Raw genomic sequence first — 21,695 nt, forward strand, 5'->3', positions numbered from 1 at the left:
TCTCATGAAGCATTCAAGTTTGTTCCTAGGTATTGCGATTGTTATAAGTACCTATAGCCATGCTGCAGTTATTGACGATTTGCTTCCAGATACGAATGACTACGTGGCTGGTCCTGCCAATACTACCCGTCAGACCCCATTAAATACTGCAGAGGCAAATACAGCTCAGGCGCAAGCTGCTGCTATGTTGCAACCAAATGCAATTTTAAATCTTGGTAATTCAAGGCCAGTTTCTTTAAATCAAAATTCGCGTATGTTTGGTGCCCAGTTATTTAAGGGTGCTTTTGCCAGTAGTTCTGGGAGTACGTTTAATTCAAGCTACATTATTAATCCCGGCGATAATATTCAATTGCGACTTTGGGGGGCATATCAGTTTGCTGGTACATTAACTGTAGACCCTCAAGGCAATATTTTTGTACCAAACGTTGGGCCGCTTAAAGTTGCCGGGGTCAGCAATGGTCAGCTACAAAATATAGTTCAGCAAGCAGTACGCCGCGTATATGTATCCAATGTGGGTGTCTATGCTGCTTTGGAGCAAGCCCAACCTGTTAAGGTATTAGTTACAGGCGCAGTAGTCCAGCCAGGCTCTTATGGTGGCGTTTCAAGCGATTCTATACTGGCATATCTGGACCGTGCAGGTGGAGTTGATCCAGATCGTGGCAGTTATGTTGATATTCAAATTCTGAGAAATGGAAGATTTGTTCAGCAGGTTAATCTTTATGATTTCCTGCTGGCCGGGCAGTTACAGAATTTTGCCTTTAAGGATGGTGATGTAATTGTAGTGGCCCCACGTAAGCATACATTTTCTATTAATGGAGAAGTCTACAATGCTTACGATTTTGAGTTTGATGTACCCCAACTTACCGTAGGCAAGGCACTATCAGTGGCTCGCCTTAAACCAGGTGCAACACACATTAGTATCAGCCGTCGTCAGGGTGCAGAGTATCGTAGTGAATACTACAGCATTGCACAAGCGCAAAATGTTGTATTACAGGATGGCGATGTAGTTGCGGTAACAGCAGATCGTTATGCTGGCACTATTCAGGTAAGAGTAGAGGGAGCCCATCAAGGTGCGCATGCAGTTGTATTGCCTTATGGTGCCACACTAAAACAGGTTATTCAGCAAATTCAGCCTAATGCATTATCGCAAATTAATGCGATCCAATTGTTCCGTCCTTCTGTCGCGCAACGTCAAAAGGAAATGCTTAACTTGTCGTTAGATAAGCTTGAGGAGTCGACTTTATCGGTACGTTCGGCTACCCGTGAAGAGGCAGAACTTCGTTTGAAAGATGCAGAGTTAATTAAACAGTTTATTACTAAAGCACGTGTAGTACAGCCTAAAGGTCAGGTTATCTTAAATAAAAATAATTGGGATAATATTATTTTAGAGCAAGGTGATGTGTTAAATATTCCTGAAAAAACCTCTGTTACCATGGTTCATGGTGAAGTTATGTTCCCAAATGCTCTAAGCTGGCAGCCTGATCAACGAATTGATTATTATATCAAACAGGTGGGTGGTTATACACAGAAATCGAATAAATCCAAGTTAATAGTTGTTCATCAAAATGGTGAAGCGGAACAGGTCAGTAATAGTTATATTATCAAACAAGGCGATGAAATTATGGTCTTGCCAAAAGTTTCTACAAAAAGTGTTGAAATTGGTAGAGGTTTAACGCAGATTATTTATCAAATCGCTATTGCGGCTAAAGTTGTGTTTGATCTTTAAAATCCTTAAAGGTGTACCATGTCGTTGTATGGTATACCTGACTTTGAATCTAATCTAGGATTTTTAATCTTAAAGGTAATGTTTAACACTGGATCAATAGTACTTATTGCTTAAATAATTCTATTATTATAGTTTTACGTTCAAATGATTGTTAAGTTCATAACCGAAATTTTACAATAGTTTAAATCAATTTATGTAGGGCATGATGGAAGAGCAAACCTTAATTCTAAATGGGCTAGAAATTAAATATAAATTTAAAGAAAAAAAGTATGATTGTGAACATTTAATTATTATATTTTCAGGATTTGCGCCTTATAAAGAGTTTACTTATGATTTTGAAAACTCATTGGCTGTAAGCCGTGCTAATGTATTATGGATCAAAGACGATTTTAAAGAACATGCTTGTTATTATTTATGCCAAGATATGGATTTTTACATCGAAGAAATAATTTATCAATTTATTGAACAAAAAATAAAAGAGCTGAATCTTAACCAAAAAAATGTAACGTTATTAGGATTGTCAAAGGGAGGAAGTGCAGCTCTGTATTATGGTTTGAAGTATAATTTTTCTAATATTGTATGTGCAGTACCTCAAATAAAAATTGCTTCTTATGTGTTAGGAAAAACAAAAGTCACTGCAAAAAAAGCATCAGTAGTTGCAAAGCATATGCTAGGAGAGCATCCTCAGGCACACCATATAGTACAGCTAGATAATCTGATCCCAAGTCTTATAAAAGAAGATCAACAACTTAATAAGAATATTTATTTATTAACAGGCAAGGCTGATCCGCAATATTATACTGAAATAGAACCTATATTACCCCTATTACGTAAATACCAAAACTTTAATTTGATTGTTTCTGAGTCTGTTTATGCAAAAAACCATGAACATATTATAAGACATAATAGTCCTTTACTAATACATCTATTAGGTTTATTAAGCGATAATTTATCTGTTTATCTAAACAACCAAAAATTTGAAAATAATCAGTATAGTATTAAAGATAAATCAGCAGAACCTATAGTTACTGTTGAAGCATTATCTTTAAAAGAGGAATGCTTATTTATAGAGGGTGTGGCATTATTAAGAGGTCTAGAAGCTGCTAATTGGGAAGATGTAAAATATACATTATATTTAAAAAATGCCCAACGTAATTATTCTTTTTATTTAAATAAAGGTAATCGGCCTTATTTAACACAAAAGTATTTTAATGGTGACCAAGTTATATACGATAAAGCATATTACAAAACAAATAATGGAATTCATCTTATTAATATAGTAGAGCCAGGTATATATCATTTTAATCTTGAAGTTTGCTGTCAAGGTATTACTAAAAATGTAAAGCTTTGCACTAGCCAGCCCCTGAGTCTAACAGCTACCTCATGTGGTCATGTTTACCAAATTAGTAGTAAATCTAATGGTATTACACTTAATGTTAAAGCTATTAGTAATTGGTCATTAAGTCAGCAATTAGATATTTTTCAGAAACAATTTAAAAAATCTGGCAAAATATGGCTATATAAAGATAATATTTTGGCTATGCATTTTGAGAATGAAATATCCACTTTGATTATTGATGTAGTAGAAGGGAATGAAACTATTGAGATACGTTATTTCGATAAATTCCGTATTTTTACACAAGAAATTCAAGAAATTATAAATAATTTATCTGGTTCTTCACAATTAAAAAATCAGAAAGTTATAGTAAAAGTTCAACGAAAATCTATATCAAACATTTATAGTTATTTAAATGATAATATAGGAGAGTTTTATAGGCAGTTTACTCAAAAGTTTAATGATTATTCTTACCATGAAAAGTTTACTCTAGGCAATAAAGCCTTGACGAGTAAAATCATTGCTAAACGTAGCAAGGGAGAAAGAATCTCTGTTGGTTTACTCGTTAATGATCGAACAAAATGGAATTATGAAAGTCTGTATTATAGCTTAAATCAGAGTCAAGAGTTTAGTGTAAGGATTCTGCTAGCTCGATTACCTAGCTTTGATGATCAAGATTATGAATTAAACAAAGAATTTTTTAGACAGATTGATAATAATATTTTATACATCAGTGAAATGGATCAGAAGGGCCGTATAAATATAATTGCTGATCAATTTGATATAATGTTTTACCAGCAACCATGGGGAATGCGATATTGGGTTAAATCACTACATACTAAAATCCTTGGATGTTTTACTCATTATGGTTATTTAATATTCGAAGATAAACTTGATTACTGTATTGATGATTTTCATCCATTCATTTGGCGCTTCTTCGCACAAAATGAATTGCATAAACTTAATCACATTAAATTTACCCCAGCAGCTTCAGAGAGAATTCGTGTTTCTGGCTATGCCAAAATGGATGCTTATCAAGTATCAGTCCAGTCTTCTTTAGATTCAATTTGGCCGACAAATGTTGAGTCAGCTCATAGTCGAATTATTTACGCTCCCCATCATTCTGTAGGACCTTCTTTATTAAAGATAGGGACTTTTGATTGGAATCATCAAAAAATTCAGGATTTAATGCTAAAGTATCTAGATACAGCATGGGTATATAAACCTCATGGGCGTTTGCGTTATATGGTGGCTGAACATAATATTATGACTGATGAGCAGTATCAAAATTATCTGGGACGCTGGGCGACAAATCATAGTATTATTTACGATAATGGGAATTACTTTGATCTATTTAAAACTTCTGACGTATTAATAACTGATAGCAGTTCGTTTTTGGCGGAGTATTTCCCTACTGGTAAACCAATTATTTGGCTAGTATCTGCACGCAGTAAAATGAAGTTTAATGATTTTGGTAAACGTCTTACAGATGGATTTTACAAAGTACATAACCTTGAAGAGCTTGAAAGCGTCTTTAACCAAGTAGTTATCCAAAAATATGATCCATTATTAAGTGTAAGGCAACAGATCATCCAAGAATGTTTTGCTTTTAAAGCAAGTAGTGCTGAGAAGATTCATCAGTTTCTATTGGAAGAATTTCCTAAGTCTATTGTTTCACCACCAGCTAAACCCTTGCATAGAACAACTACTGGCTCTAACTTGATAAAACTGTTTAGGAGAGCAAAAAAGTATTTAAGTAAATAGCCAGTGAATCTTTTTTATCTATGAAATCTATATCTGTACAGTTCTAATTTTTGAAAATTAGAACTGTATAGATTTAATGCAAATTAACATTTATGGAATTTCTGTGGCCTTGAATAATTGGCTAAAAATTCTATCTTTCTAATTTTGTAAAAAATATTGCAACCAGATTGCAATTTTACTCTATATTAATAGTATAGATTCTTTTGTTAATCTTTAGGCCTAAAATGGATCAGCTGATAAAATATCTTCAAGAAATGCTTGCAATTGTAGGCTATAAAAATGTTCATATATGGAAATACCAGCAAGATATAGCAGTAATTGAGTGCATTGACTTTGGTGTGGCTTTTGATATCAAGCAATCGCATGGCTACTATGCTATTGATTTACTAGCCCGTAACGCTAATACACGTAAAATTTTAGCGCTTCTCTACAATGATTTTTTAACTAAACCTAAATCAAGAATTTATAAAGTTCCAGTACATAATGAATTTGCTTTAATAGCTGATTTTATAAAAAGCGAATTTTTAAAATTAGAAAATTTATTCGTAATTAAGAAAAACTGTTATGGTAGTCCTAAAATATATATGCTTGATGAGAGTAATTTTTTGCAAAAACAGGAAGCTATCAAAGTCTTCTGGTGGGATGGAGTTGCTAATTTTGGAGATATTTTAGGGCCTTGGCTCATTAGTATGATGACTAAAAGGCCTATAGTCAATGTTCGTGGAAGTAAGTCATCTAATGCTATCTTTTCAATCGGTTCAATTATTAATATGATGAATACAGATCATATTAACCCTAGTATTTGGGGAAGCGGGCTTATCAATACAAATAGTATTCCTAAGTTAGGAGAAAAACTTGCAAAGATTAATATTAAAAAGATTACGGCAGTAAGAGGTAGGCATACTCACCATGAACTTACGCAAAAGCTGGGATATGTTATACCTGAGGTTTTCGGTGACCCTGCTTTATTACTTCCAGAATACTTTACACCTGACATTATTAAAAAAGATAGAGGTGTATTAGTTCCTCATTGGAGTCAATTTAAATTATTTGAGAATCTTTCAATAGATAATATTCAATTAGTAAATGTAGGAGATGATGCCCATAAGGTTGTATCAGATATTGCTAATGCTAAATTCTGTATTGCTACTTCTTTACATGGAATTATAGTTGCACAAGCCTACAATGTACCTTGGGTATGGTTGAATATTAAAGATAAACCCCTTCATTCAGGCAAGCACTTCAAATTTCATGATTTCTTTTCCATTTTAGAAAATGATAAAATTGTTAGGCACGATTTGAATATCTCCGATATCAGTCAGGAAAATATTAGCCAACTAATACATAAAGCCTATCTGCCAAAATTTAACCAATATTTTAATAAAGAATCTTTAATAGAAGCTTTCTATCAATTGGAAATAAAAAATGGGTAGTTTGCATTTGTTAAAATTAACACTTTTTCAAATAAAACAAAAAGCTTTATAGTGTCTACACATTTGTTATGATAGGGACTATCAGTTAAATACGTGTGATAGCGAAACTAGTTGGTATTATATGTTTTAATTAAAATAGTTAACATGAAAATTGGAGAAATGGGCTCTGCAATGAAAAATTCTTGGTCGATAGTAGTAACTGCAAAAGCATTACCAGAAAATATTAATATTTTTATAGAACACCATTTAAAGCTTAATCCTAAAGAAATTTTTTTATTTCTAGACGCTCCTGATGACTTTGATAATTCACAAGATTTAGTCAAAGCTGATAGTTTAAGAATAATTGAATGTACGCCAGAATTTTGGAAATCAAGGCCACATTTTCATATGCTTAGATATGAAAAAGGAGTGCGTCCTGAATTAGTAGAATATCGTCAATACCATAATATGCTACATGCTCATTCAATTAGTGACGCCGAGTGGCTGCTTATGATGGATATAGATGAGCTATTATATACAAGATCAGACGTAGGAAATTTGCTAAATAAGTATCCTGATAATATTTTTTCAATTTTATTGATGCCAATTGAAGCGGTTTACAAGGATGATCCTCCAGTTAGTTTTAAAGAAGTATTTGATACAGACTTTTTTAAAACAAGAAAAAAAGTAAACTATGAGTATTGGAATAAAATATATGACAGGGAAGGAATCTATCATAAATCTGGTTTTTTCGGCCATGTTACCGGGAAATCTTTTACTCGGGTAAATAAGGAAATAATGCAACCATCTTGTCATTTAAATAAACCACTTGACCGTGATTTAGGTTATGCATTTATTGAAGAAAATATGAATATTATGCATTTTGAATCTCAAACACTTGAGATGTTTTCTCAAAAAATTATTAATAGGTCTAGTAAAAAGTTTAATGTTGGTTTTCTAGATGAGATAAGTGTCAAACGTACCAATAATATAATTAGTATCTATAAAGAAAAAGGTGAATTAGCCTTATTAGATATATATTTATATATGCATGTTTTTTCAAAAGAAAAAATTAATAAGATTTTAAATGATGGATATATATTAGAAATTACGGACAAGACTACTTCAGACTATGTATTTGATCATAAAATAGTTTCTTTCCACCATAGTGTTTTAGTTTATGATCATTCAAAAGATATTGTAATTGCTTTAAAAGAAGAGGATATTTCTTCCTCTATACATTCAATTGTGAAAATTGCAATAAATAAAGAACGTGTAGATATAGAATCAAAGGCTTTTTTATATTTTGAATATAATTATAAAATAGAATATTTATGTGTGGATAGAGATGGAAAAATTATAATATTTAGATCAAATAAAGCCCAATTATTAAATTATTTCACTGATAACAATTATTTTTCATTATCAATTGATAATAAATATATAACAGTGAAGCCTAGTTGTGAGGTTTTATTTAAAGCAGAAAAAATTAATAAATGGGAGCAACTATATAAATTTAATTTTAGAAGTTAAGTAGGTTAAGATAATTAATTAAAAAATAATTTTCCTTAGGGTAATAGTAAAATTTAGAAGTATTTATTACCCTAGAATATATTATTATATAATGATATCGATACCTAATATAATTCACTTACTTTATATCTAAAAATATATGTTTTATCCCTCATGAGAGGGAAATATTATTGTAAATAGCTAAAATTACAAAGTTTTTATGTATAAATTTTCATTACTATATTGTAATCTTTCTACTACTAATCTTAAGACAAAATTGTTTTACAATTAACTTTTAAAATTTTGCAATCGTAGCGGGAATTAGTTGTATGAGTAAAATCACAAAATTAATTAACACACCTAACATTTTTTTTAAAGATATGGCTTACAAGACTCTGACCCAGCGTTTGCCTATGTTATTAGACAATTTAGGCAATAGACTAGAAGTTTTCGACACAAGCCCGAGCCCCGCAAAAAAAGTACCTGTGACTAAGCGACCTGTTTCTTCAACTAAAGCAGATAATTCAGTAGCAGCAAAAACTATAATACCTTCCTCGATAAATTTGAGTCATATTAATCTCCTGTCACCTATTTATCATATTATACATACCGGAGAAGGTATGACTCATGGTCCATCACATTTAAGTTTATGGATTCCAACTTTTTTGACCACACAAATATCTTTTGCTGTCATCGTTCGTAACGTAGATTTATATAATTGGGTGGTTGAAAAATATCCTTTTATTAATGTTGCCTATGCTAAAACACCTATAGATATTGAAAATCTATTAAACAATATGGCCTTTCTAAAGGGAATTTTTTATCCCTCTAATACAGGAAATAATATTCACTGTTTAAGATTCAATGTCTATGAGCACATCTTTATTGGCCATGGGGATAGTGACAAATCAGCAAGTGCTCACAAGTTTTTTCGGGTGTATGATCAAGTCTGGGTTGCAGGCCAAGCTCATATAGACCGCTTTAAAAATGCACAATTCAATACTAATCATATTGATTTTGTTAAGGTAGGACGTCCTAACTTGTCTAGTGTCTTGGAAGTTTCAAAGACTCCTTGGCATAAGCGAATGGTTAATAATGTTTTATATTTACCAACTTGGGAAGGCGTTTATGAAGAAAGTAATTATTCTTCATTGCGGCTTAGCGGGGTCATGCTTCAAAGTATCATTGAAAAATTTGGCCTACTAGTAAGTACAAAACTACATCCAGTCACAGGGTCACGTGATCCTAGTTTGAAAAATATTCAATCAAAATTGCAACTTGCCCTTGAATCAAAGGGTAAAGAGATTTTATTTCATGGACCCTCTATAAATATTAGTGAATTGGTTTTACGTTCGAATTTATTTATTTGTGATATTTCAGCAGTGGTCTCAGAATGCTTGGCAGCTGATGCGCCAATTTTTGTTTATATACCTAAGGATAGGGAAATTAATGTTTCTCAAAGCGATATGAACTATGAGGATTATTGTTATACTTTCTCCACAGTTCCTGAGCTTTTAGCAAAGATAGAACAAGTATTGCAAGGCGATGACTATCTTAGGGAAAGTCGGCGGCAAGCAATGGAGTATATTTTAAGCGCTAATTCTATTGCTCAAGACCAATTTGCAATTGAGTTACGAAAATTAGCTGAAAAAAATTATTTGATTGATAACATGCGTATGTTTGTCCAGCAGTAAGATGTGACATAGAAATTTTTTGAGATGAATTAGGTTTATTAATGAAAAATGTTGGTGTAATTTTATCAGGTGGTTCTGGTTCACGTTTCGGCGGCAGTTTACCAAAACAATTTACCAAACTTGCTGGAAAAGCTGTTATTGAGTACACCATTCAGATCTTTGAGGATGCGCCCTTAATAGATGAAATTATCATCGTATCTAAAGGTGAGTATATTGAGCGTACTTGGGACATTATAAAAAATAATAACTGGAAAAAAGTATCTAAAGTAATTGTGGGTGGTGATCAGCGTTTTGACTCTACCTTATCTGCCTTACATAGCATGAAAAGTTATGATCCTACTAGTAAAGTCATTTTTCATGATGCAGTACGGCCGTTAATTAATAACAAGATAATTGAAGATTGCATTGATAAACTTGATTTGTTCGAAGCCGTTGATGTGGTGATTCCATCAAGTGATACTTTGGTTGAAGTATATGATGATGGATGTATTGCCAATATTCCTAACCGGGTAAACATGCGTCGAGGACAAACGCCTCAGGCATTTATACTTTCTACTATTCAGCAAGCTTACCAAGAAGCGATAGCACGTGATCGGTATATCTTTACTTGTGATTGCGGTGTAATCAGAGCAATGTTGCCTCATATTCGGGTAGCTACTGTAGAAGGTTCGGAGCGTAATATAAAAATTACGCATCCTTTAGATTTATTTATAGCAGAGAAGCTATTACAGTCTGGTGACCCACATAGTCTGTTAGACCATATTGATTTACAACAACTTGCAGGAAAAAATATAGTTATTTTCGGTGGCACCAGTGGTATTGGCCAGTCCATGCGAAATTTAGCAATACTGCATGGTGCTAATGTATTTGTAGCCAGTCGTAGCCATAACGCGGTAGATATTACGGATAGAGTTAGTGTAAGTACTTATCTTGCTGATGTAACCTCACAGGTGGGCCATATAGATGCTGTGGTAAATACAGCTGGGCTATTAATTAAAAAACCTTTAGATAATTTATCTCAAGACGAAGTGTTGTCATTAATTAATATTAACTATTTGGGTGCTGTAAATGTTGCTATAGCAGCCAAGCCATTTCTTGAGAAATCTAAAGGGATGTTGCTAAACTTTACATCAAGCTCTTACACGCGTGGACGTGCGTATTATGCGTTGTATTCTTCAACCAAATGCGCGATTGTTAATTTCACTCAGGCTTTGGCAGAAGAGTGGGGTTCTTACGGAATTCGGGTAAATTGTGTAAACCCGGAGAGAACTAGTACACCTATGCGTACCGCAAATTTTGGGCAGGAAGATCCTTCTTTACTTCTGTCAGCTGATGAAGTTGGTAAAACTAGTTTGGCAGTGCTATTAAGCAATAAAACTGGTATCATTGTTGATGTGAGAAAAGATGGACGCTAGCTAGCCTTATAGCCAGTTATATATATGTGTGAAAGCCTGCATTTTTGATGCAGGCTTTTTATATAATAGGATCAGTTGTGCCTAATTACATTTATCTAGACAGTAAAATTATTGGTACAGCTTATCAAATTGTTCAATATTTTAATACAGATGTATTTGATCGCTATAACACAATCATTTATTTTAAAAAGTATAAAGAAAGTTTTACTGAATTTTCTAAAATTTTTATTAGCAATCATATAAAATTTTGTACATTTGAAAAATATTCTGAAATTAGAATGCTGCCAAATACGGTAGTATTTTATCTTTTTAATGCGCAGTCTAATTGCAGGATAGTTGCTAACCGCAGTCTCAAACATATATTTGTCACGCATGGGGAAAGTAATAAAATTTCCTCAATCAAACCTATTATAAGAATTTATGATTATGTGGTTACTGCTGGAAGGATGGGGATAAATCGTTATTTAGAGCATAAAATATTTAATCAAATGGATGTGGAGAATGGCAGAGTTATTATGATGGGAAATACCTTTACAGGGAAAGCACCCTATCAGTATAGCTCTGGAGCAAAGAATTTATTGTTTGCGCCTACCTGGGAAGGGGGCATACCAGAAGAAAATTATAGCAGTCTGGAATGGCCGGATATTTTTTATAAGTTACTTACTTATATGAGAACAAAGGGTTTGATAACTTTAGTTATTCAGCCTCACCCTAATCTCGGACATCGGGTAGTAGAATATAAAGATAGACTATACAAAGGTATAAATTTTCTGCTACAACAAGGTGTTAATATTATCTTGGTTAAAGATGAGATTGATTTAAAAGATTATTATTTAAGGTTAAAGTTTAAAAGCCTTTTTAAGGCCCAAACAAAAAATCAGCCTATAGCAGTTAAGGAGGCATTTACTGATATTTCCGCCATGGAAGCCCAGCTTTATGCGAGTTTTATTCCTGTTAGAACTTTTATTAAAGAGAAGCAGTATAACTTTAATGATAAGTTTTTAAATTATTATTATCGGCATACTGCTATTTTTAATGAACAAGATATTCCAGATTATCAGAGTATATTGGTAAATGAGTTTTATAATTACATATTTGGATATAGTTTTCCTAATATAGCCAGCATGCCCTTACATGAACGCCTAGAGTGGCTATGTCACCATGTCTATACACACTAAGGGCAGAGTTTTATTCGCCTAAAATTAAATTTTATCAATCAATTATATCAATCGAATAAACCCGCGCATTACGTTTACCTTTGTCACCGGTTGCAAAGATCACCATTAATTGTTTTTGTGGCGTAGTACGTACCGCAAGTCCTTCAGGTTCCCAAGTACTTTTAATACCGTCATTAAAGGCTTCATGTTTGCCTAATGTCAGATTTTGAATGTTTTGTATTTGTTTGCCTTGTAAGGTGTAAACATGAAGTTTTTTATTGTTAGGATTACCATAACCGCTAATCATATAAATATATTTACCATCAGTTGCCATACCCTGAAAAGGAAAGCCGGCTGGAGTTAGGGATTTATCAACTGACCATTCATATAAATAGCTTTTACTCAAATCAGCAGTCATATTTAAATTAAATTTATTCATGTCAAATACGCGAATAACATTAAAACTTTGCCCATCTTTTTTTACCGCACTCCGTGCTACAAGGTATTTACCATCAGGGGAAAAGGTTGGCATGCTATTAGTTCCTTTGCTATAACCTTTATCAAATAGCTTTATGATTTGAATATTTTTAGCTTCTCCATTAGGCTGATAGGCAAAGCGTACCGCATACCATCCGTGGTTTTTAATACCTGGACCAGCAGAGGCCCATAATTTTGAACTTTGAGGTTCCACAGTAATACCTTGATGCCCGATATAATCAGTAGGCTGCTGTGCATCAAGGGCAGTTTTATTATTTTTATCGTCTAGCTTATAACGATTAATAACCCCTTTAGAAGGCTTGCCAGTAACGTTAGTGGTATAAAGATATTTTGTTCTGGGGTCGATAGCAATGCCTTGTACAACTGCATTTTTTGCGGCTCCCACTCGCTTTAGCATAAACTGCGTTTTTGGTATACTAGTATTTATGCTCTTACTGAATGCTTGCGCTTGTGGTAAAGTTTGAATCTCTTTTTGTAGTAAACTTTCATCGAGTGGTTTAGCATATACTGGTAAGAATACTCCAGGAAGGAGCAAGGCATAAGGGAGTATTTTTAGGCTAAAGATATTCAATGTATTGATCCTATTTGAAATAATTAACAAAAGTATTTTTTAAATTTTATAGTAAATCCTCTAAGGTATATTGTTATTAAGGTATATTTCTACGTATATGATTGGTTTAACATCTTTAGGAATTAACTATATTTCGCATCTTGAAAGCTTTTTAGGTAATGAAACAGTTTTTTTTCGCTATATAAATAATGAAAAGTTAAAAGCAATTGCAGGCTGGGGACGTAAGACTAGTTTTTATAGAGCCCAGAATTATTCAAAAAAACATAATATTCCACTTATTACACTGGAAGATGGTTTCATCCGTTCCATTGGGTTGGGAGTACAGGGATATCAGCCACTTTCCTTAGTAATAGATGATCAAGGAATTTATTTTGATGCTTATCAAATCTCTACTCTGGAAAACCTGATTCATATAGGGCAGGAAGATCAAGGCCGTGCTCTTTTGGCTATTGAAAAAATTAGGCATTACCAGATTTCAAAATATAATCATGCGCCTGAATTGGCATTAAATATTCCATTAGGGAAAAAACAAATTTTAATTGCTGACCAGACATTTGGTGATCAATCCATTAAATTTTCCGGTGCTAGTGAACAATCATTTGTGCAAATGCTGCAACAGGCAAAATCTGATTATCCAGAAGCGGTAATCTGGTTAAAGGTTCATCCGGATGTGATTTCAGGCAAGAAGCAGGGTCATTTTAATATTAATCAACTACGGGATGATCCACAGATCCAGATTATTGCCCAGAATTGCAATCCGATTGCATTGCTTAAGCAAATGGATGAAGTGTATGTCGTTAGTTCACAAATGGGCTTTGAAGCATTAATGTTGGGTAAAACCGTTCACTGCTTTGGATTGCCTTGGTATGCAGGCTGGGGTCTTACAAATGATGACTTTGCGCCTACAGGGATATTGCAGGGCAGGCGTCAGGTTAAGCGAAGTTTAACCCAGTTGTTTAGTGCCGCCTATTTTCAATATGCCCGTTACGTTAATCCCAATACTGGCAAGCGTTGTGAGCTGGAGGAAATTTTAGAGCTGCTGATATTGCAAAAATCCTGGGCCAACCAGTTAAGTGGTAATGTAAATGCGTTAGGTTTTAGCCGCTGGAAAAGAAATTTTATTCAGAGTTATTTGTCGCAGCCGACTAACCGGATTTTTTTTAAATGGTGGTATCCAAAGCAAGCGCTATCAGATCAGCACTACATTATCTGGGGGAATAAAAAGCCACAGCAACGGCAGCAGCTAGAGCAAAATAGACACGCAAAAGTCTGGCGTATGGAAGATGGATTTATTCGTTCTATTGGTCTTGGGGCAAATTTAATCCGGCCATTATCTCTGGTATTAGATGACCAAGGCATTTATTATGATCCTAATCAGCCTTCACGGCTTGAAACTATTTTAAATAATATACAGCTTTTGCCAGAACAGCAGCAACGTGCCCAACAGCTAAGGTTTAAAATAGTAAGCCAGCATTTAAGTAAGTATAATATTGGAGAGAAGGAAAGCTGGCCTGATATTCCTAATGATAAAACTGTAATTTTAGTACCTGGGCAGGTGGAAGACGATGCTTCTGTACAGTTGGGTGGATGTGGAATTTTTACTAATTTGGAATTATTAAAAGTAGTTCGTACAAATAAGCCAAATGCTTGGATCATTTATAAGCCTCATCCAGATGTGGAGGCTGGCTTAAGACCAGGTAAAATTGTTAATGAAACGTTATATAAATATGCTAATTCAGTAATTTATAAAATGGACATGCCTTCTTGTCTGAATAAAGTTGATGAAATACATACGATTAGCTCTTTAACAGGTTTTGAGGCGTTACTTCGGCAAAAAAAAGTATACTGTTATGGATTGCCTTTTTATGCAGGATGGGGATTGACTGAAGATCGTACCAGATGTGAACGACGTAAAAAACGATTAACGCTGGATGAATTAATATATGGAACTCTAGTATCATATCCATTATATAAATTACCAGATGACGATAACGCCTATTTGGCGACACCTGAACATGTAATTGATTATATTGTTAAACAGCGTCAAATGAATGCTGGGTTAAGTCTGATGCAGAAAAAATCATGGCTGGCCAGATTAAGAGCGCTACTAATCTATAAACGTTAAATTTTAATCCTGTTCTTTTGGGATGAATTGAGGAGCAGTATGAGCTTGCCTGTTGATGAGTTATTGGCTGCGCGTAGAGTACTTCTACTGCAGGGACCGATGGGCGACTTTTTTCAGCAGCTAGGAAGTTGGCTAGAGTCTTATGCTATTGAATGCCATAAAGTTAATTTCAATGCAGGTGACTGGTTTTTTTATTCTGGACGAAATGCGGTAAATTATTATGGGCGTCTTGATCATTTTAAAATCTGGTTAAAACAACATCTTCAGGATAAAAGAATTGATAGTGTAGTGTGTTTTGGAGACTGCCGTTTTTACCATGAAAAAGCCAAGTGTTTAACAGAAGAGCTTGGCTTAAAATTCTTTGTTTTTGAGGAAGGTTATATTCGGCCGGATTACATTACGCTTGAGCGTGATGGCGTCAATGACTTTTCCTGCATTAAGCAGAAATTTATAAATTTATCCAATGAGTTGCCATTTCCAGATAAACCTGAGGTGGTCAATTCCAGTTATAAAAAGATGGTATTTTCTGCATGCCTGTATTATTTGCTGTGGACCGTATTTTTCTGGCTGTTTCCGTTCTATAAGCATCATCGCCAGATTTCTCCGCTGGCTGAATTATTTTACTGGATGCGCTCGTTTATCCGGCGTGCAATTAATTATCAGGTCGAGCCGCGCCGCTTTTTAGACATTATCAAAAAATATGACAAGCATTATTTTATTGTCGCACTACAGGTACACAATGACAGTCAGGTGCGCGTTCATAGTGACTATAATGATGTGGAAGAGTTTATTCTTGAAGTATTAACTTCATTTGCCAGCAGTGCGCCAGCAGATAAGCACCTGGTATTTAAACATCATCCGATGGATCGTGGTTACCGTAATTATAATTACTTGTTGACTAAACATGCGTTGGCCTTAGGCATTATGGACCGGGTGCATTATATTTGTGATGTACATCTGCCTACGCTTTTAAAGCATAGTATTGGTCTGGTTGCAATTAACAGTACCACAGGCTTGCAGGCTTTGTTTCACGATAAGCCGGTTAAGGTTACTGGTCGAGCAATTTACAACCTACCCAAACTGACTTATCAGGGTGAACTGAACCAGTTCTGGAAAAATCCGGGTCGGGTTAACCGCTTGGCTTACCGGCGTTTCCGTTATGCACTGGTGCATTATTCCCAGCTTAATGGTTCATTTTATGGTGCTTCTCCCTGGATGACCAAGTCTTCTAATCTCCAGATTTCACCGATGGATCTGCAAAACTTGTCCTCTCAGAAGGTTAAATTTTAATTGCCACATTATGAAATGATAATTGTGGTGCAGACGGAACACCTCGACAGCTTTGGTCATGTGAACAATATTATTTATTTGCAATGGATGCAGGATGTGGCCTGGGCGCATTCTGCGGCGCTGGGTCTTGACTTTACTGCTTATCAAAAACTTGATGCTGCAATGGTAGCGCGTCATCATGAAATGACCTATCTGGCCTCCTGCTTTACAGGGGATCAATTGTTATTAAAAACATGGCTTACAGAAACGGATGGTTTTAACCTCTATCGGCAGTATGAATTCATACGCTTACAAGATAAAAAGCTAGTATTTGAAGCCAAAACCCATTGGGTTTGCATCCGCCTTTCCAGTGGCAGGCCCATCCGTATGCCGCCTGAGTTTAAAAAAGCCTATATCGTACTTTAATCACGTCAAGCACTCATTTCCTGCAAGTTTTCTTGCTTAAAATGCGTTAGAATGCGCCATTTTCAATAACTTTATATTTTGGCCGCACTGTGACCGATATTCGCAACATTCGTAATTTTTCTATCATAGCCCATATTAATAATAAACAATAAGACACTACGCGACACCATCCGTCACCACACGACAAAAAAACCTTTATTTCCCTAGCTTCTGTATTCCACTATGCGACATTACAGGACATAATCAGCCACCAAGCGCCACAACAAGACACTAAAATTATGTACATAGCCTTGTACATAATCAGGCTGTTTTGTACATGCTGGCCAATTTTTGGAAATTATGTACAAGAGTCGATCATGGCATTATCTGAAGCGTGGCTAAAAGCCAACCATAAAAAAGAACGGGAAAAGACGGAAGAACGGGCAGACCGTGATGCGCTCAGTGTCCGGGTGTCACCCAAGGGTAAAATTGTATTCCAGTTGCGTTATAACTATGCCGGCAAGGCCAAGCGTCTGGATCTGGGTTCATACCCGCTTATGTCTTTGAAGGATGCCAGGGCAGAGGGCCAGCGTTTGCGTGCCCAGCTGGAGCAGGGCCACGATCCTAAGAATATCCGGCATAAGGAAAAAGCCAATATTGTTAATGCCAAAAATTTTAATGACCTGTTTTACATGTGGTATGAAAATTCATGCAAGCCCAAAAAGGCCTCTCATCACCAGATTTTAAGATCCTTTGAAATTCATGCACTGCCTATTATTGGCGAGTTCCTGGCAGATGAGATCAGCCTTCAGCAGTGGGTCTTACTGCTGGAAGATATAACCAAGCACTCTCAATCTATTGCATCCAGGATATTGTTAAATTCGGATCATGTGTACCGCTGGGCGATTAAACGCGAACTGGCCAGCGTGAATCACTTAAAAGATATATCAGCAAAGCATGATTTAAATATTATTAAAAATTCCACTGAGCGAGCACTCACTAATCAGGAAATCTATTTGTCCTGGCATGCCCTGGATAAAACCAGAATGGCCGTAAAAAACAAAATATTTATGAAGCTGTGCCTGATGTATGGCTGCCGTGTCGGTGAGTTAAAGCTAGCCAAGAAGAAAGATTTTGATTTTGAAAAAGGCGTGTGGACTATACCGGCTGAAAATCATAAGACTGGCAAACTGACCAAAAAACCATTACTGCGGCCGATTATTCCGGAGTTTGAGAGCCTGATCCGGCAGGCCATGATGATTAGCTATAATTCTGATTATATTTTCACAGCATTAAATTCTACTGAACCTATGAAAGAATCAGGGCATTTATCAATGCCGAACAATATTTTTCAGTGGCTGAAACGGCATAAAAACTATGAAATGCTGCATTGGTCTTTCCATGACTTGCGCCGCACCATGCGCACCAATATGTCAGAACTGGCACCACCTCACGTGTGTGAGATCATGCTTGGCCATGCGCTGCCAAAGATGTGGCAGACGTATGACCGGTACGATTATTTAAAAGAGCAGGCAGAGGCCTATAAGGCATGGTATGAGCGATTACAGGTGATTTTAAACAATCACTCATTGGATGTGGCTACTTGAGCATTTAAGCCGCCAGCAGCTTCCCATGCGTCTACAGCCTTGGCACTATATACATTATCCGCACCCTTTGATGCCGAAATCGGTTTAGGGAAGGGGTTAGGCCATTTTTCAGATTGCCAGCGCAGAAATGTACGGGCAGTGCGTTTAAACTTTATGCACAGGTCTGTCGTGGTGTAGCTGCTTTGTACCGTCTGGCCAGCTGCTGCTGATTGCTGATTAATTTGTGCTCCCATTGATTATTTACCTCCTAACTTTCTTAAAGCATTGCCGCTTACAATTTCGCGTGTACCATCCTCAAATTCTATCTCGCGGCTGTTCTGTGTACCGCGTGCAATGATACGGCAGGGCTTGCCGTACATCTGTGCACGCTTTTCATTGTTCTTCCAGGCATAATAATGGGTCATTGGCTGGCCACCTCGCTGGTTGCCTTGCGCCTGATGGTTCCAACTTTGGCTTTAACCTTAGCCAGTGTAATTAATACCGGCTTGGCTTCATCAGACGCATTTTTATGGTCATATAGATGATTCAGTACAGCCAGCTCACCACGTGACATGAGCACCAGATTGTCTGTAGCAAAATTCTGTGGGTTACCATCCTTAAACTTTACGACATGGCCAGCGGGGATGGTGCCAAAATGTTGCTCATAAATGATATGGTGTTTTGCCCTGAATTTATTGGGTTCAGCCACCTTAACCTCAACATACCCGTCAACTGTTATTCGTTCATAACCAACAGGTTTTTGGGTATGGGATTGTTGCCCCTTTTTAAAGCTACCACTGTTGGCGCCTGTTAAACCTTTGGTACCTTTATTGGGAGGGACTGATCCTTTTGGAAAGCGGCCATCACGGCCAGTTTTCCAGCCTTTACGAGTACATAGGGCTTTAATATTATCCACTGCAATGTCACGATTAAACGTAGCGTTGAACAGCTGGGTAAGTGCTGCCCGGGACAAAGTAGCGTTGACTTGAATAAACGCTAGTTCGTCAGGGCTATATTTGATAGATGCACCTTTAGACATTTTGGTTGACCTCCAGCATAGGTGGCATATCACCCTTGTCACCTTTTAAGCCGATATATTCAGCCTTAAGCTTGGTTGCCTCGAGCACCAGGCGTGAACCTTCCAGGATTGGCTCAGCAACTTTTGTCATGCTTTCAGCACGCTGTACTTCAGCATCCAAGTTGCCGCCAACTGCTGCACTATCTAGCCTGCGTAACTGGCCAAACAGAATATCGTTTAACTCTTTTAAATTATTGCTCATGTTTACATCCTTCAATAGGGCAGGATGCCCCGCCAAAGCAGGGCGGGTATATCAAAACGGAATTGGATCATCCAGGTTGGGCCGGACAGCTGGAGCAGGGTCCTTGGTCGGGTATTTGACCAGCTTGTCGTGTTGCGCTGCGAGCTGGTTTTTAATGATGCGGAAATCATGCTCGGTGTAACCTTCCTCACCATGGCCAACATTAAAAACATAGTTTTTGATGTCAGTAAGATCGTGAACCGTCTTGGTGGCCAGAATGTCCTTGAGCACAGACTGAAGCGGTTTGAATCCTTGTGACTGGCCATGCTGCTGGCTAGCCTGGGCTGGCTGTTTTTGCATTAGCTGATCATGGCGTGATTTTAGCGCCTGCTTGATCTCGCCAATATCAGACTCGCTATATTGCCGAGCCGCTACATAGTCGCGGATCATGGCCAGCGTACCCACATTCCGGGCCTTATTAATATCAGCCAGAATAGTGGCCAATGGCTTTGCCTGCTCACCAGCTGGTTGATTGGGTTGATGCTGTTGCTGCTGGTCAGTTGCTTGTTTAGGTTTAGCCTGGGCATTACCGGGAGCATGCACAGTGGCATCCGGATCGTTGTCACCTTCAGTCGGAATGGCAAAGGTTTGGAAACAGGCGTACTTATAGGCAATAGACATGGCCTTGTTGGTGGCTTTGTCGCCCGCGTCCATGGCCTCACCAAATACACAGGCCACGTGCTTGGAGCCATCTTCACTGCTGATAAAATCAAATTCCATCTTGACCAGGACAAAATACAGGGTTTTATTGCCACTGGGTCGTTGGGTTTCAGTACGCTCAACACAGCGTGGAATGATTACCAGTTTGTGCTCAGCCAGCAACGGAGCAATCGCATTGTAGACATCATCAATGCCCCGGAACGCATAGCCATTACCAAAGCCAGAGGCTTGCCGGTCTTTTGAAATCCCTTCTTTGGCCAGTGCACGCTGTACTGCATTGATGGCCTGATAAACCTTGAGAGATGCAGTGGTCATATTAAGCGCCTCCACGCACAAGGGTGGTCATAAAGGCATACAGGGCAGTAGCGATCACCACAAAGAACACGATCAGGCCTGCATGAATAAACACGGCAACCACGTTTTTAACGCTGCATGCAGAAATGATACGGGCGCGGAACACATTACGGCGGTGACGCTTGGCCAGTAGCGATTGCTCGCTACTGATGACAAACTTTTGCATTGGTGACATAATATTTTTACTCCAGCTTGGTTGGGGTCAGGCCTCCGGTTGTGACAGCAACGCGGAGGTTTCTTTTTGCCTGTTTACTGGCTTGTGAACTTAATATGAACTAATGGTTCAATTAAGTCAAGAACTGAAAGTTCAATTATTTTATTTTTCTGCTATATTAAAAAAAGAAACCCAGCGCGTGGCTGGGTATAGGAGAAGGATATGAGTGAATTAGATCAAGATCAGGAAGTGGCAATTATCCCAGCAGGCAGTTATGTCAGCATTATGGGCTGCCGCTTTACCCTGTTAGAAGATACCAAAGTTGCAACGAGTCAGGAGAGCCTTGATTATGTTCTAAAGGCTCAACAAGACTTTGAGAATGGAATAGGTACTGTTAAAGCTAAAGGTTGCTTTTCATCCAGTCAGTAACTTCTTTGCTAATGCCATAGGTTGCCCAATTTGAAGCATCTGTAGATAATTTAACAACCAAAATTTCATCATCAGCATCTATATGTGTTTTGAGATTGTCGCGTATTTGAGATGCTGTTGTTTGCGATATGATTATAAATACAGATTTTAAAGGCTTAGCCCAATTGGGATAAGCCTTTATTGCATCTATAAGCTCGGAATAATCTTTATCTTTTATCAAATCATAACTTACTAAGTAAGCTGCCATTTATTCTCTCCACTCAGTCAAGGCCGCGCTGGGTTCGCGGCTTATTTTTAATTCCATAATAA

Annotated in this window: 20 protein-coding genes; 12 read left to right on the forward strand and 8 right to left on the reverse strand. The window is 36.8% G+C overall.

Annotated elements, in window-relative coordinates; translation table 11 throughout:
- Positions 1–4: 4 nt before the first annotated feature.
- The 7 genes from Q337_RS0101015 to Q337_RS0101045 all read left to right on the forward strand — a co-directional run bounded on the left by Q337_RS0101015 (position 5) and on the right by Q337_RS0101045 (position 12,037).
- Positions 5–1,726, forward strand: a complete 1,722-nt coding sequence (locus tag Q337_RS0101015) for a polysaccharide biosynthesis/export family protein (protein ID WP_026469996.1) — start codon at positions 5–7, stop codon at positions 1,724–1,726.
- 202 nt (positions 1,727–1,928) lie between these two features.
- Positions 1,929–4,826 (forward strand): accessory Sec system protein Asp2, encoded by a 2,898-nt coding sequence (locus tag Q337_RS18185; protein ID WP_051526466.1) that lies wholly within the window; start codon positions 1,929–1,931, stop codon positions 4,824–4,826.
- Positions 4,827–5,050: 224 nt separating this feature from the next.
- Positions 5,051–6,259 carry a polysaccharide pyruvyl transferase family protein gene (locus Q337_RS0101025; protein ID WP_026469997.1) on the forward strand — a complete coding sequence of 403 codons (1,209 nt, stop codon included), beginning with the start codon at positions 5,051–5,053 and terminating at the stop codon, positions 6,257–6,259.
- A gap of 144 nt (positions 6,260–6,403) precedes the next feature.
- Positions 6,404–7,771, forward strand: a complete 1,368-nt coding sequence (locus tag Q337_RS0101030; protein ID WP_156935666.1) for a glycosyltransferase family 2 protein — start codon at positions 6,404–6,406, stop codon at positions 7,769–7,771.
- A gap of 308 nt (positions 7,772–8,079) precedes the next feature.
- Positions 8,080–9,444: a CDP-glycerol glycerophosphotransferase family protein gene (locus Q337_RS0101035; RefSeq protein ID WP_026469999.1), complete on the forward strand. Its 1,365-nt coding sequence runs from the start codon at positions 8,080–8,082 to the stop codon at positions 9,442–9,444.
- A 41-nt stretch (positions 9,445–9,485) separates the two neighbouring features.
- Positions 9,486–10,859: a bifunctional cytidylyltransferase/SDR family oxidoreductase gene (locus Q337_RS0101040; protein ID WP_026470000.1), complete on the forward strand. Its 1,374-nt coding sequence runs from the start codon at positions 9,486–9,488 to the stop codon at positions 10,857–10,859.
- A gap of 77 nt (positions 10,860–10,936) precedes the next feature.
- Positions 10,937–12,037 (forward strand): hypothetical protein, encoded by a 1,101-nt coding sequence (locus tag Q337_RS0101045; RefSeq protein WP_034279297.1) that lies wholly within the window; start codon positions 10,937–10,939, stop codon positions 12,035–12,037.
- A 34-nt stretch (positions 12,038–12,071) separates the two neighbouring features.
- On the opposite strand, the gene Q337_RS0101050 is transcribed toward Q337_RS0101045, so the two are convergent.
- Complete coding sequence (locus tag Q337_RS0101050) at positions 12,072–13,085, reverse strand: phage baseplate protein (RefSeq protein ID WP_156935667.1); 1,014 nt, start codon at positions 13,083–13,085, stop codon at positions 12,072–12,074.
- Positions 13,086–13,182: 97 nt separating this feature from the next.
- Here Q337_RS0101050 and Q337_RS0101055 point away from each other — a divergent pair, with 97 nt between their 5' ends.
- The 4 genes from Q337_RS0101055 to Q337_RS0101070 all read left to right on the forward strand — a co-directional run bounded on the left by Q337_RS0101055 (position 13,183) and on the right by Q337_RS0101070 (position 18,491).
- A complete protein-coding gene (locus Q337_RS0101055) occupies positions 13,183–15,210 on the forward strand; it encodes a capsular polysaccharide biosynthesis protein (protein ID WP_026470003.1) in 2,028 nt (675 codons plus the stop codon).
- A 39-nt stretch (positions 15,211–15,249) separates the two neighbouring features.
- Complete coding sequence (locus tag Q337_RS0101060; RefSeq protein WP_026470004.1) at positions 15,250–16,500, forward strand: capsule biosynthesis protein; 1,251 nt, start codon at positions 15,250–15,252, stop codon at positions 16,498–16,500.
- 27 nt (positions 16,501–16,527) lie between these two features.
- Positions 16,528–16,905 carry an acyl-CoA thioesterase gene (locus Q337_RS16305; RefSeq protein ID WP_211253588.1) on the forward strand — a complete coding sequence of 126 codons (378 nt, stop codon included), beginning with the start codon at positions 16,528–16,530 and terminating at the stop codon, positions 16,903–16,905.
- A gap of 356 nt (positions 16,906–17,261) precedes the next feature.
- Positions 17,262–18,491, forward strand: coding sequence for a tyrosine-type recombinase/integrase (locus tag Q337_RS0101070; protein ID WP_026470005.1), 1,230 nt, complete (start codon positions 17,262–17,264; stop codon positions 18,489–18,491).
- On the opposite strand, the gene Q337_RS0101075 is transcribed toward Q337_RS0101070, so the two are convergent.
- From Q337_RS0101075 to Q337_RS0101100, 6 genes are read right to left on the reverse strand one after another with little or no spacing between them, the layout of a single operon-like run.
- Positions 18,467–18,724, reverse strand: coding sequence for a hypothetical protein (locus Q337_RS0101075; RefSeq protein WP_026470006.1), 258 nt, complete (start codon positions 18,722–18,724; stop codon positions 18,467–18,469). The genes Q337_RS0101070 and Q337_RS0101075 overlap by 25 nt on opposite strands.
- A gap of 3 nt (positions 18,725–18,727) precedes the next feature.
- Positions 18,728–18,895, reverse strand: coding sequence for a hypothetical protein (locus tag Q337_RS18715; RefSeq protein ID WP_156935668.1), 168 nt, complete (start codon positions 18,893–18,895; stop codon positions 18,728–18,730).
- Positions 18,892–19,509, reverse strand: coding sequence for an HNH endonuclease signature motif containing protein (locus Q337_RS0101085; RefSeq protein ID WP_026470007.1), 618 nt, complete (start codon positions 19,507–19,509; stop codon positions 18,892–18,894). The genes Q337_RS18715 and Q337_RS0101085 overlap by 4 nt, the downstream gene beginning before the upstream one ends.
- Complete coding sequence (locus Q337_RS0101090; RefSeq protein ID WP_026470008.1) at positions 19,502–19,750, reverse strand: hypothetical protein; 249 nt, start codon at positions 19,748–19,750, stop codon at positions 19,502–19,504. Before Q337_RS0101090 ends, Q337_RS0101085 begins: the two co-directional genes overlap by 8 nt.
- Before the next feature lie 51 nt (positions 19,751–19,801).
- Positions 19,802–20,764, reverse strand: coding sequence for an ERF family protein (locus Q337_RS18190; RefSeq protein WP_051526468.1), 963 nt, complete (start codon positions 20,762–20,764; stop codon positions 19,802–19,804).
- Between the two features lies 1 nt (position 20,765).
- Entirely contained in the window at positions 20,766–20,978 is a 213-nt protein-coding gene (locus tag Q337_RS0101100) for a hypothetical protein (RefSeq protein ID WP_026470009.1), read from the reverse strand.
- Between the two features lie 201 nt (positions 20,979–21,179).
- Between Q337_RS0101100 and Q337_RS0101105 the strand changes: the two genes are divergently transcribed.
- Positions 21,180–21,386: a hypothetical protein gene (locus Q337_RS0101105; protein ID WP_026470010.1), complete on the forward strand. Its 207-nt coding sequence runs from the start codon at positions 21,180–21,182 to the stop codon at positions 21,384–21,386.
- On the opposite strand, the gene Q337_RS0101110 is transcribed toward Q337_RS0101105, so the two are convergent.
- The gene (locus tag Q337_RS0101110) at positions 21,358–21,633 is read right to left on the reverse strand and encodes a CRISPR-associated endonuclease Cas2 (RefSeq protein ID WP_026470011.1); all 276 of its coding nucleotides are present in this window, start codon (positions 21,631–21,633) and stop codon (positions 21,358–21,360) included. The genes Q337_RS0101105 and Q337_RS0101110 overlap by 29 nt on opposite strands.
- Positions 21,634–21,695 lie beyond the last annotated feature (62 nt).

This window comes from Alkanindiges illinoisensis DSM 15370 (genome assembly GCF_000619845.1).
Taxonomy (GTDB): domain Bacteria; phylum Pseudomonadota; class Gammaproteobacteria; order Pseudomonadales; family Moraxellaceae; genus Alkanindiges; species Alkanindiges illinoisensis.

What these genes read in the sequence shown, in the direction of transcription:
- Q337_RS0101060 (WP_026470004.1), top strand. Translation starts at nt 15,250, where the DNA reads ATGAGCTTGCCTGTTGATGAGTTATTGGCTGCGCGTAGAGTACTTCTA.
- Q337_RS0101025 (WP_026469997.1), top strand. Translation starts at nt 5,051, where the DNA reads ATGGATCAGCTGATAAAATATCTTCAAGAAATGCTTGCAATTGTAGGC.
- Q337_RS0101040 (WP_026470000.1), top strand. Translation starts at nt 9,486, where the DNA reads ATGAAAAATGTTGGTGTAATTTTATCAGGTGGTTCTGGTTCACGTTTC.
- Q337_RS0101035 (WP_026469999.1), top strand. Translation starts at nt 8,080, where the DNA reads ATGAGTAAAATCACAAAATTAATTAACACACCTAACATTTTTTTTAAA.
- Q337_RS18185 (WP_051526466.1), top strand. Translation starts at nt 1,929, where the DNA reads ATGATGGAAGAGCAAACCTTAATTCTAAATGGGCTAGAAATTAAATAT.
- Q337_RS0101055 (WP_026470003.1), top strand. Translation starts at nt 13,183, where the DNA reads ATGATTGGTTTAACATCTTTAGGAATTAACTATATTTCGCATCTTGAA.
- Q337_RS0101100 (WP_026470009.1), bottom strand. Translation starts at nt 20,978, where the DNA reads ATGTCACCAATGCAAAAGTTTGTCATCAGTAGCGAGCAATCGCTACTG.
- Q337_RS0101075 (WP_026470006.1), bottom strand. Translation starts at nt 18,724, where the DNA reads ATGGGAGCACAAATTAATCAGCAATCAGCAGCAGCTGGCCAGACGGTA.
- Q337_RS0101105 (WP_026470010.1), top strand. Translation starts at nt 21,180, where the DNA reads ATGAGTGAATTAGATCAAGATCAGGAAGTGGCAATTATCCCAGCAGGC.
- Q337_RS0101015 (WP_026469996.1), top strand. Translation starts at nt 5, where the DNA reads ATGAAGCATTCAAGTTTGTTCCTAGGTATTGCGATTGTTATAAGTACC.
- Q337_RS0101070 (WP_026470005.1), top strand. Translation starts at nt 17,262, where the DNA reads ATGGCATTATCTGAAGCGTGGCTAAAAGCCAACCATAAAAAAGAACGG.
- Q337_RS0101110 (WP_026470011.1), bottom strand. Translation starts at nt 21,633, where the DNA reads ATGGCAGCTTACTTAGTAAGTTATGATTTGATAAAAGATAAAGATTAT.
- Q337_RS0101085 (WP_026470007.1), bottom strand. Translation starts at nt 19,509, where the DNA reads ATGTCTAAAGGTGCATCTATCAAATATAGCCCTGACGAACTAGCGTTT.
- Q337_RS18190 (WP_051526468.1), bottom strand. Translation starts at nt 20,764, where the DNA reads ATGACCACTGCATCTCTCAAGGTTTATCAGGCCATCAATGCAGTACAG.
- Q337_RS18715 (WP_156935668.1), bottom strand. Translation starts at nt 18,895, where the DNA reads ATGACCCATTATTATGCCTGGAAGAACAATGAAAAGCGTGCACAGATG.
- Q337_RS0101030 (WP_156935666.1), top strand. Translation starts at nt 6,404, where the DNA reads ATGAAAATTGGAGAAATGGGCTCTGCAATGAAAAATTCTTGGTCGATA.
- Q337_RS0101090 (WP_026470008.1), bottom strand. Translation starts at nt 19,750, where the DNA reads ATGAGCAATAATTTAAAAGAGTTAAACGATATTCTGTTTGGCCAGTTA.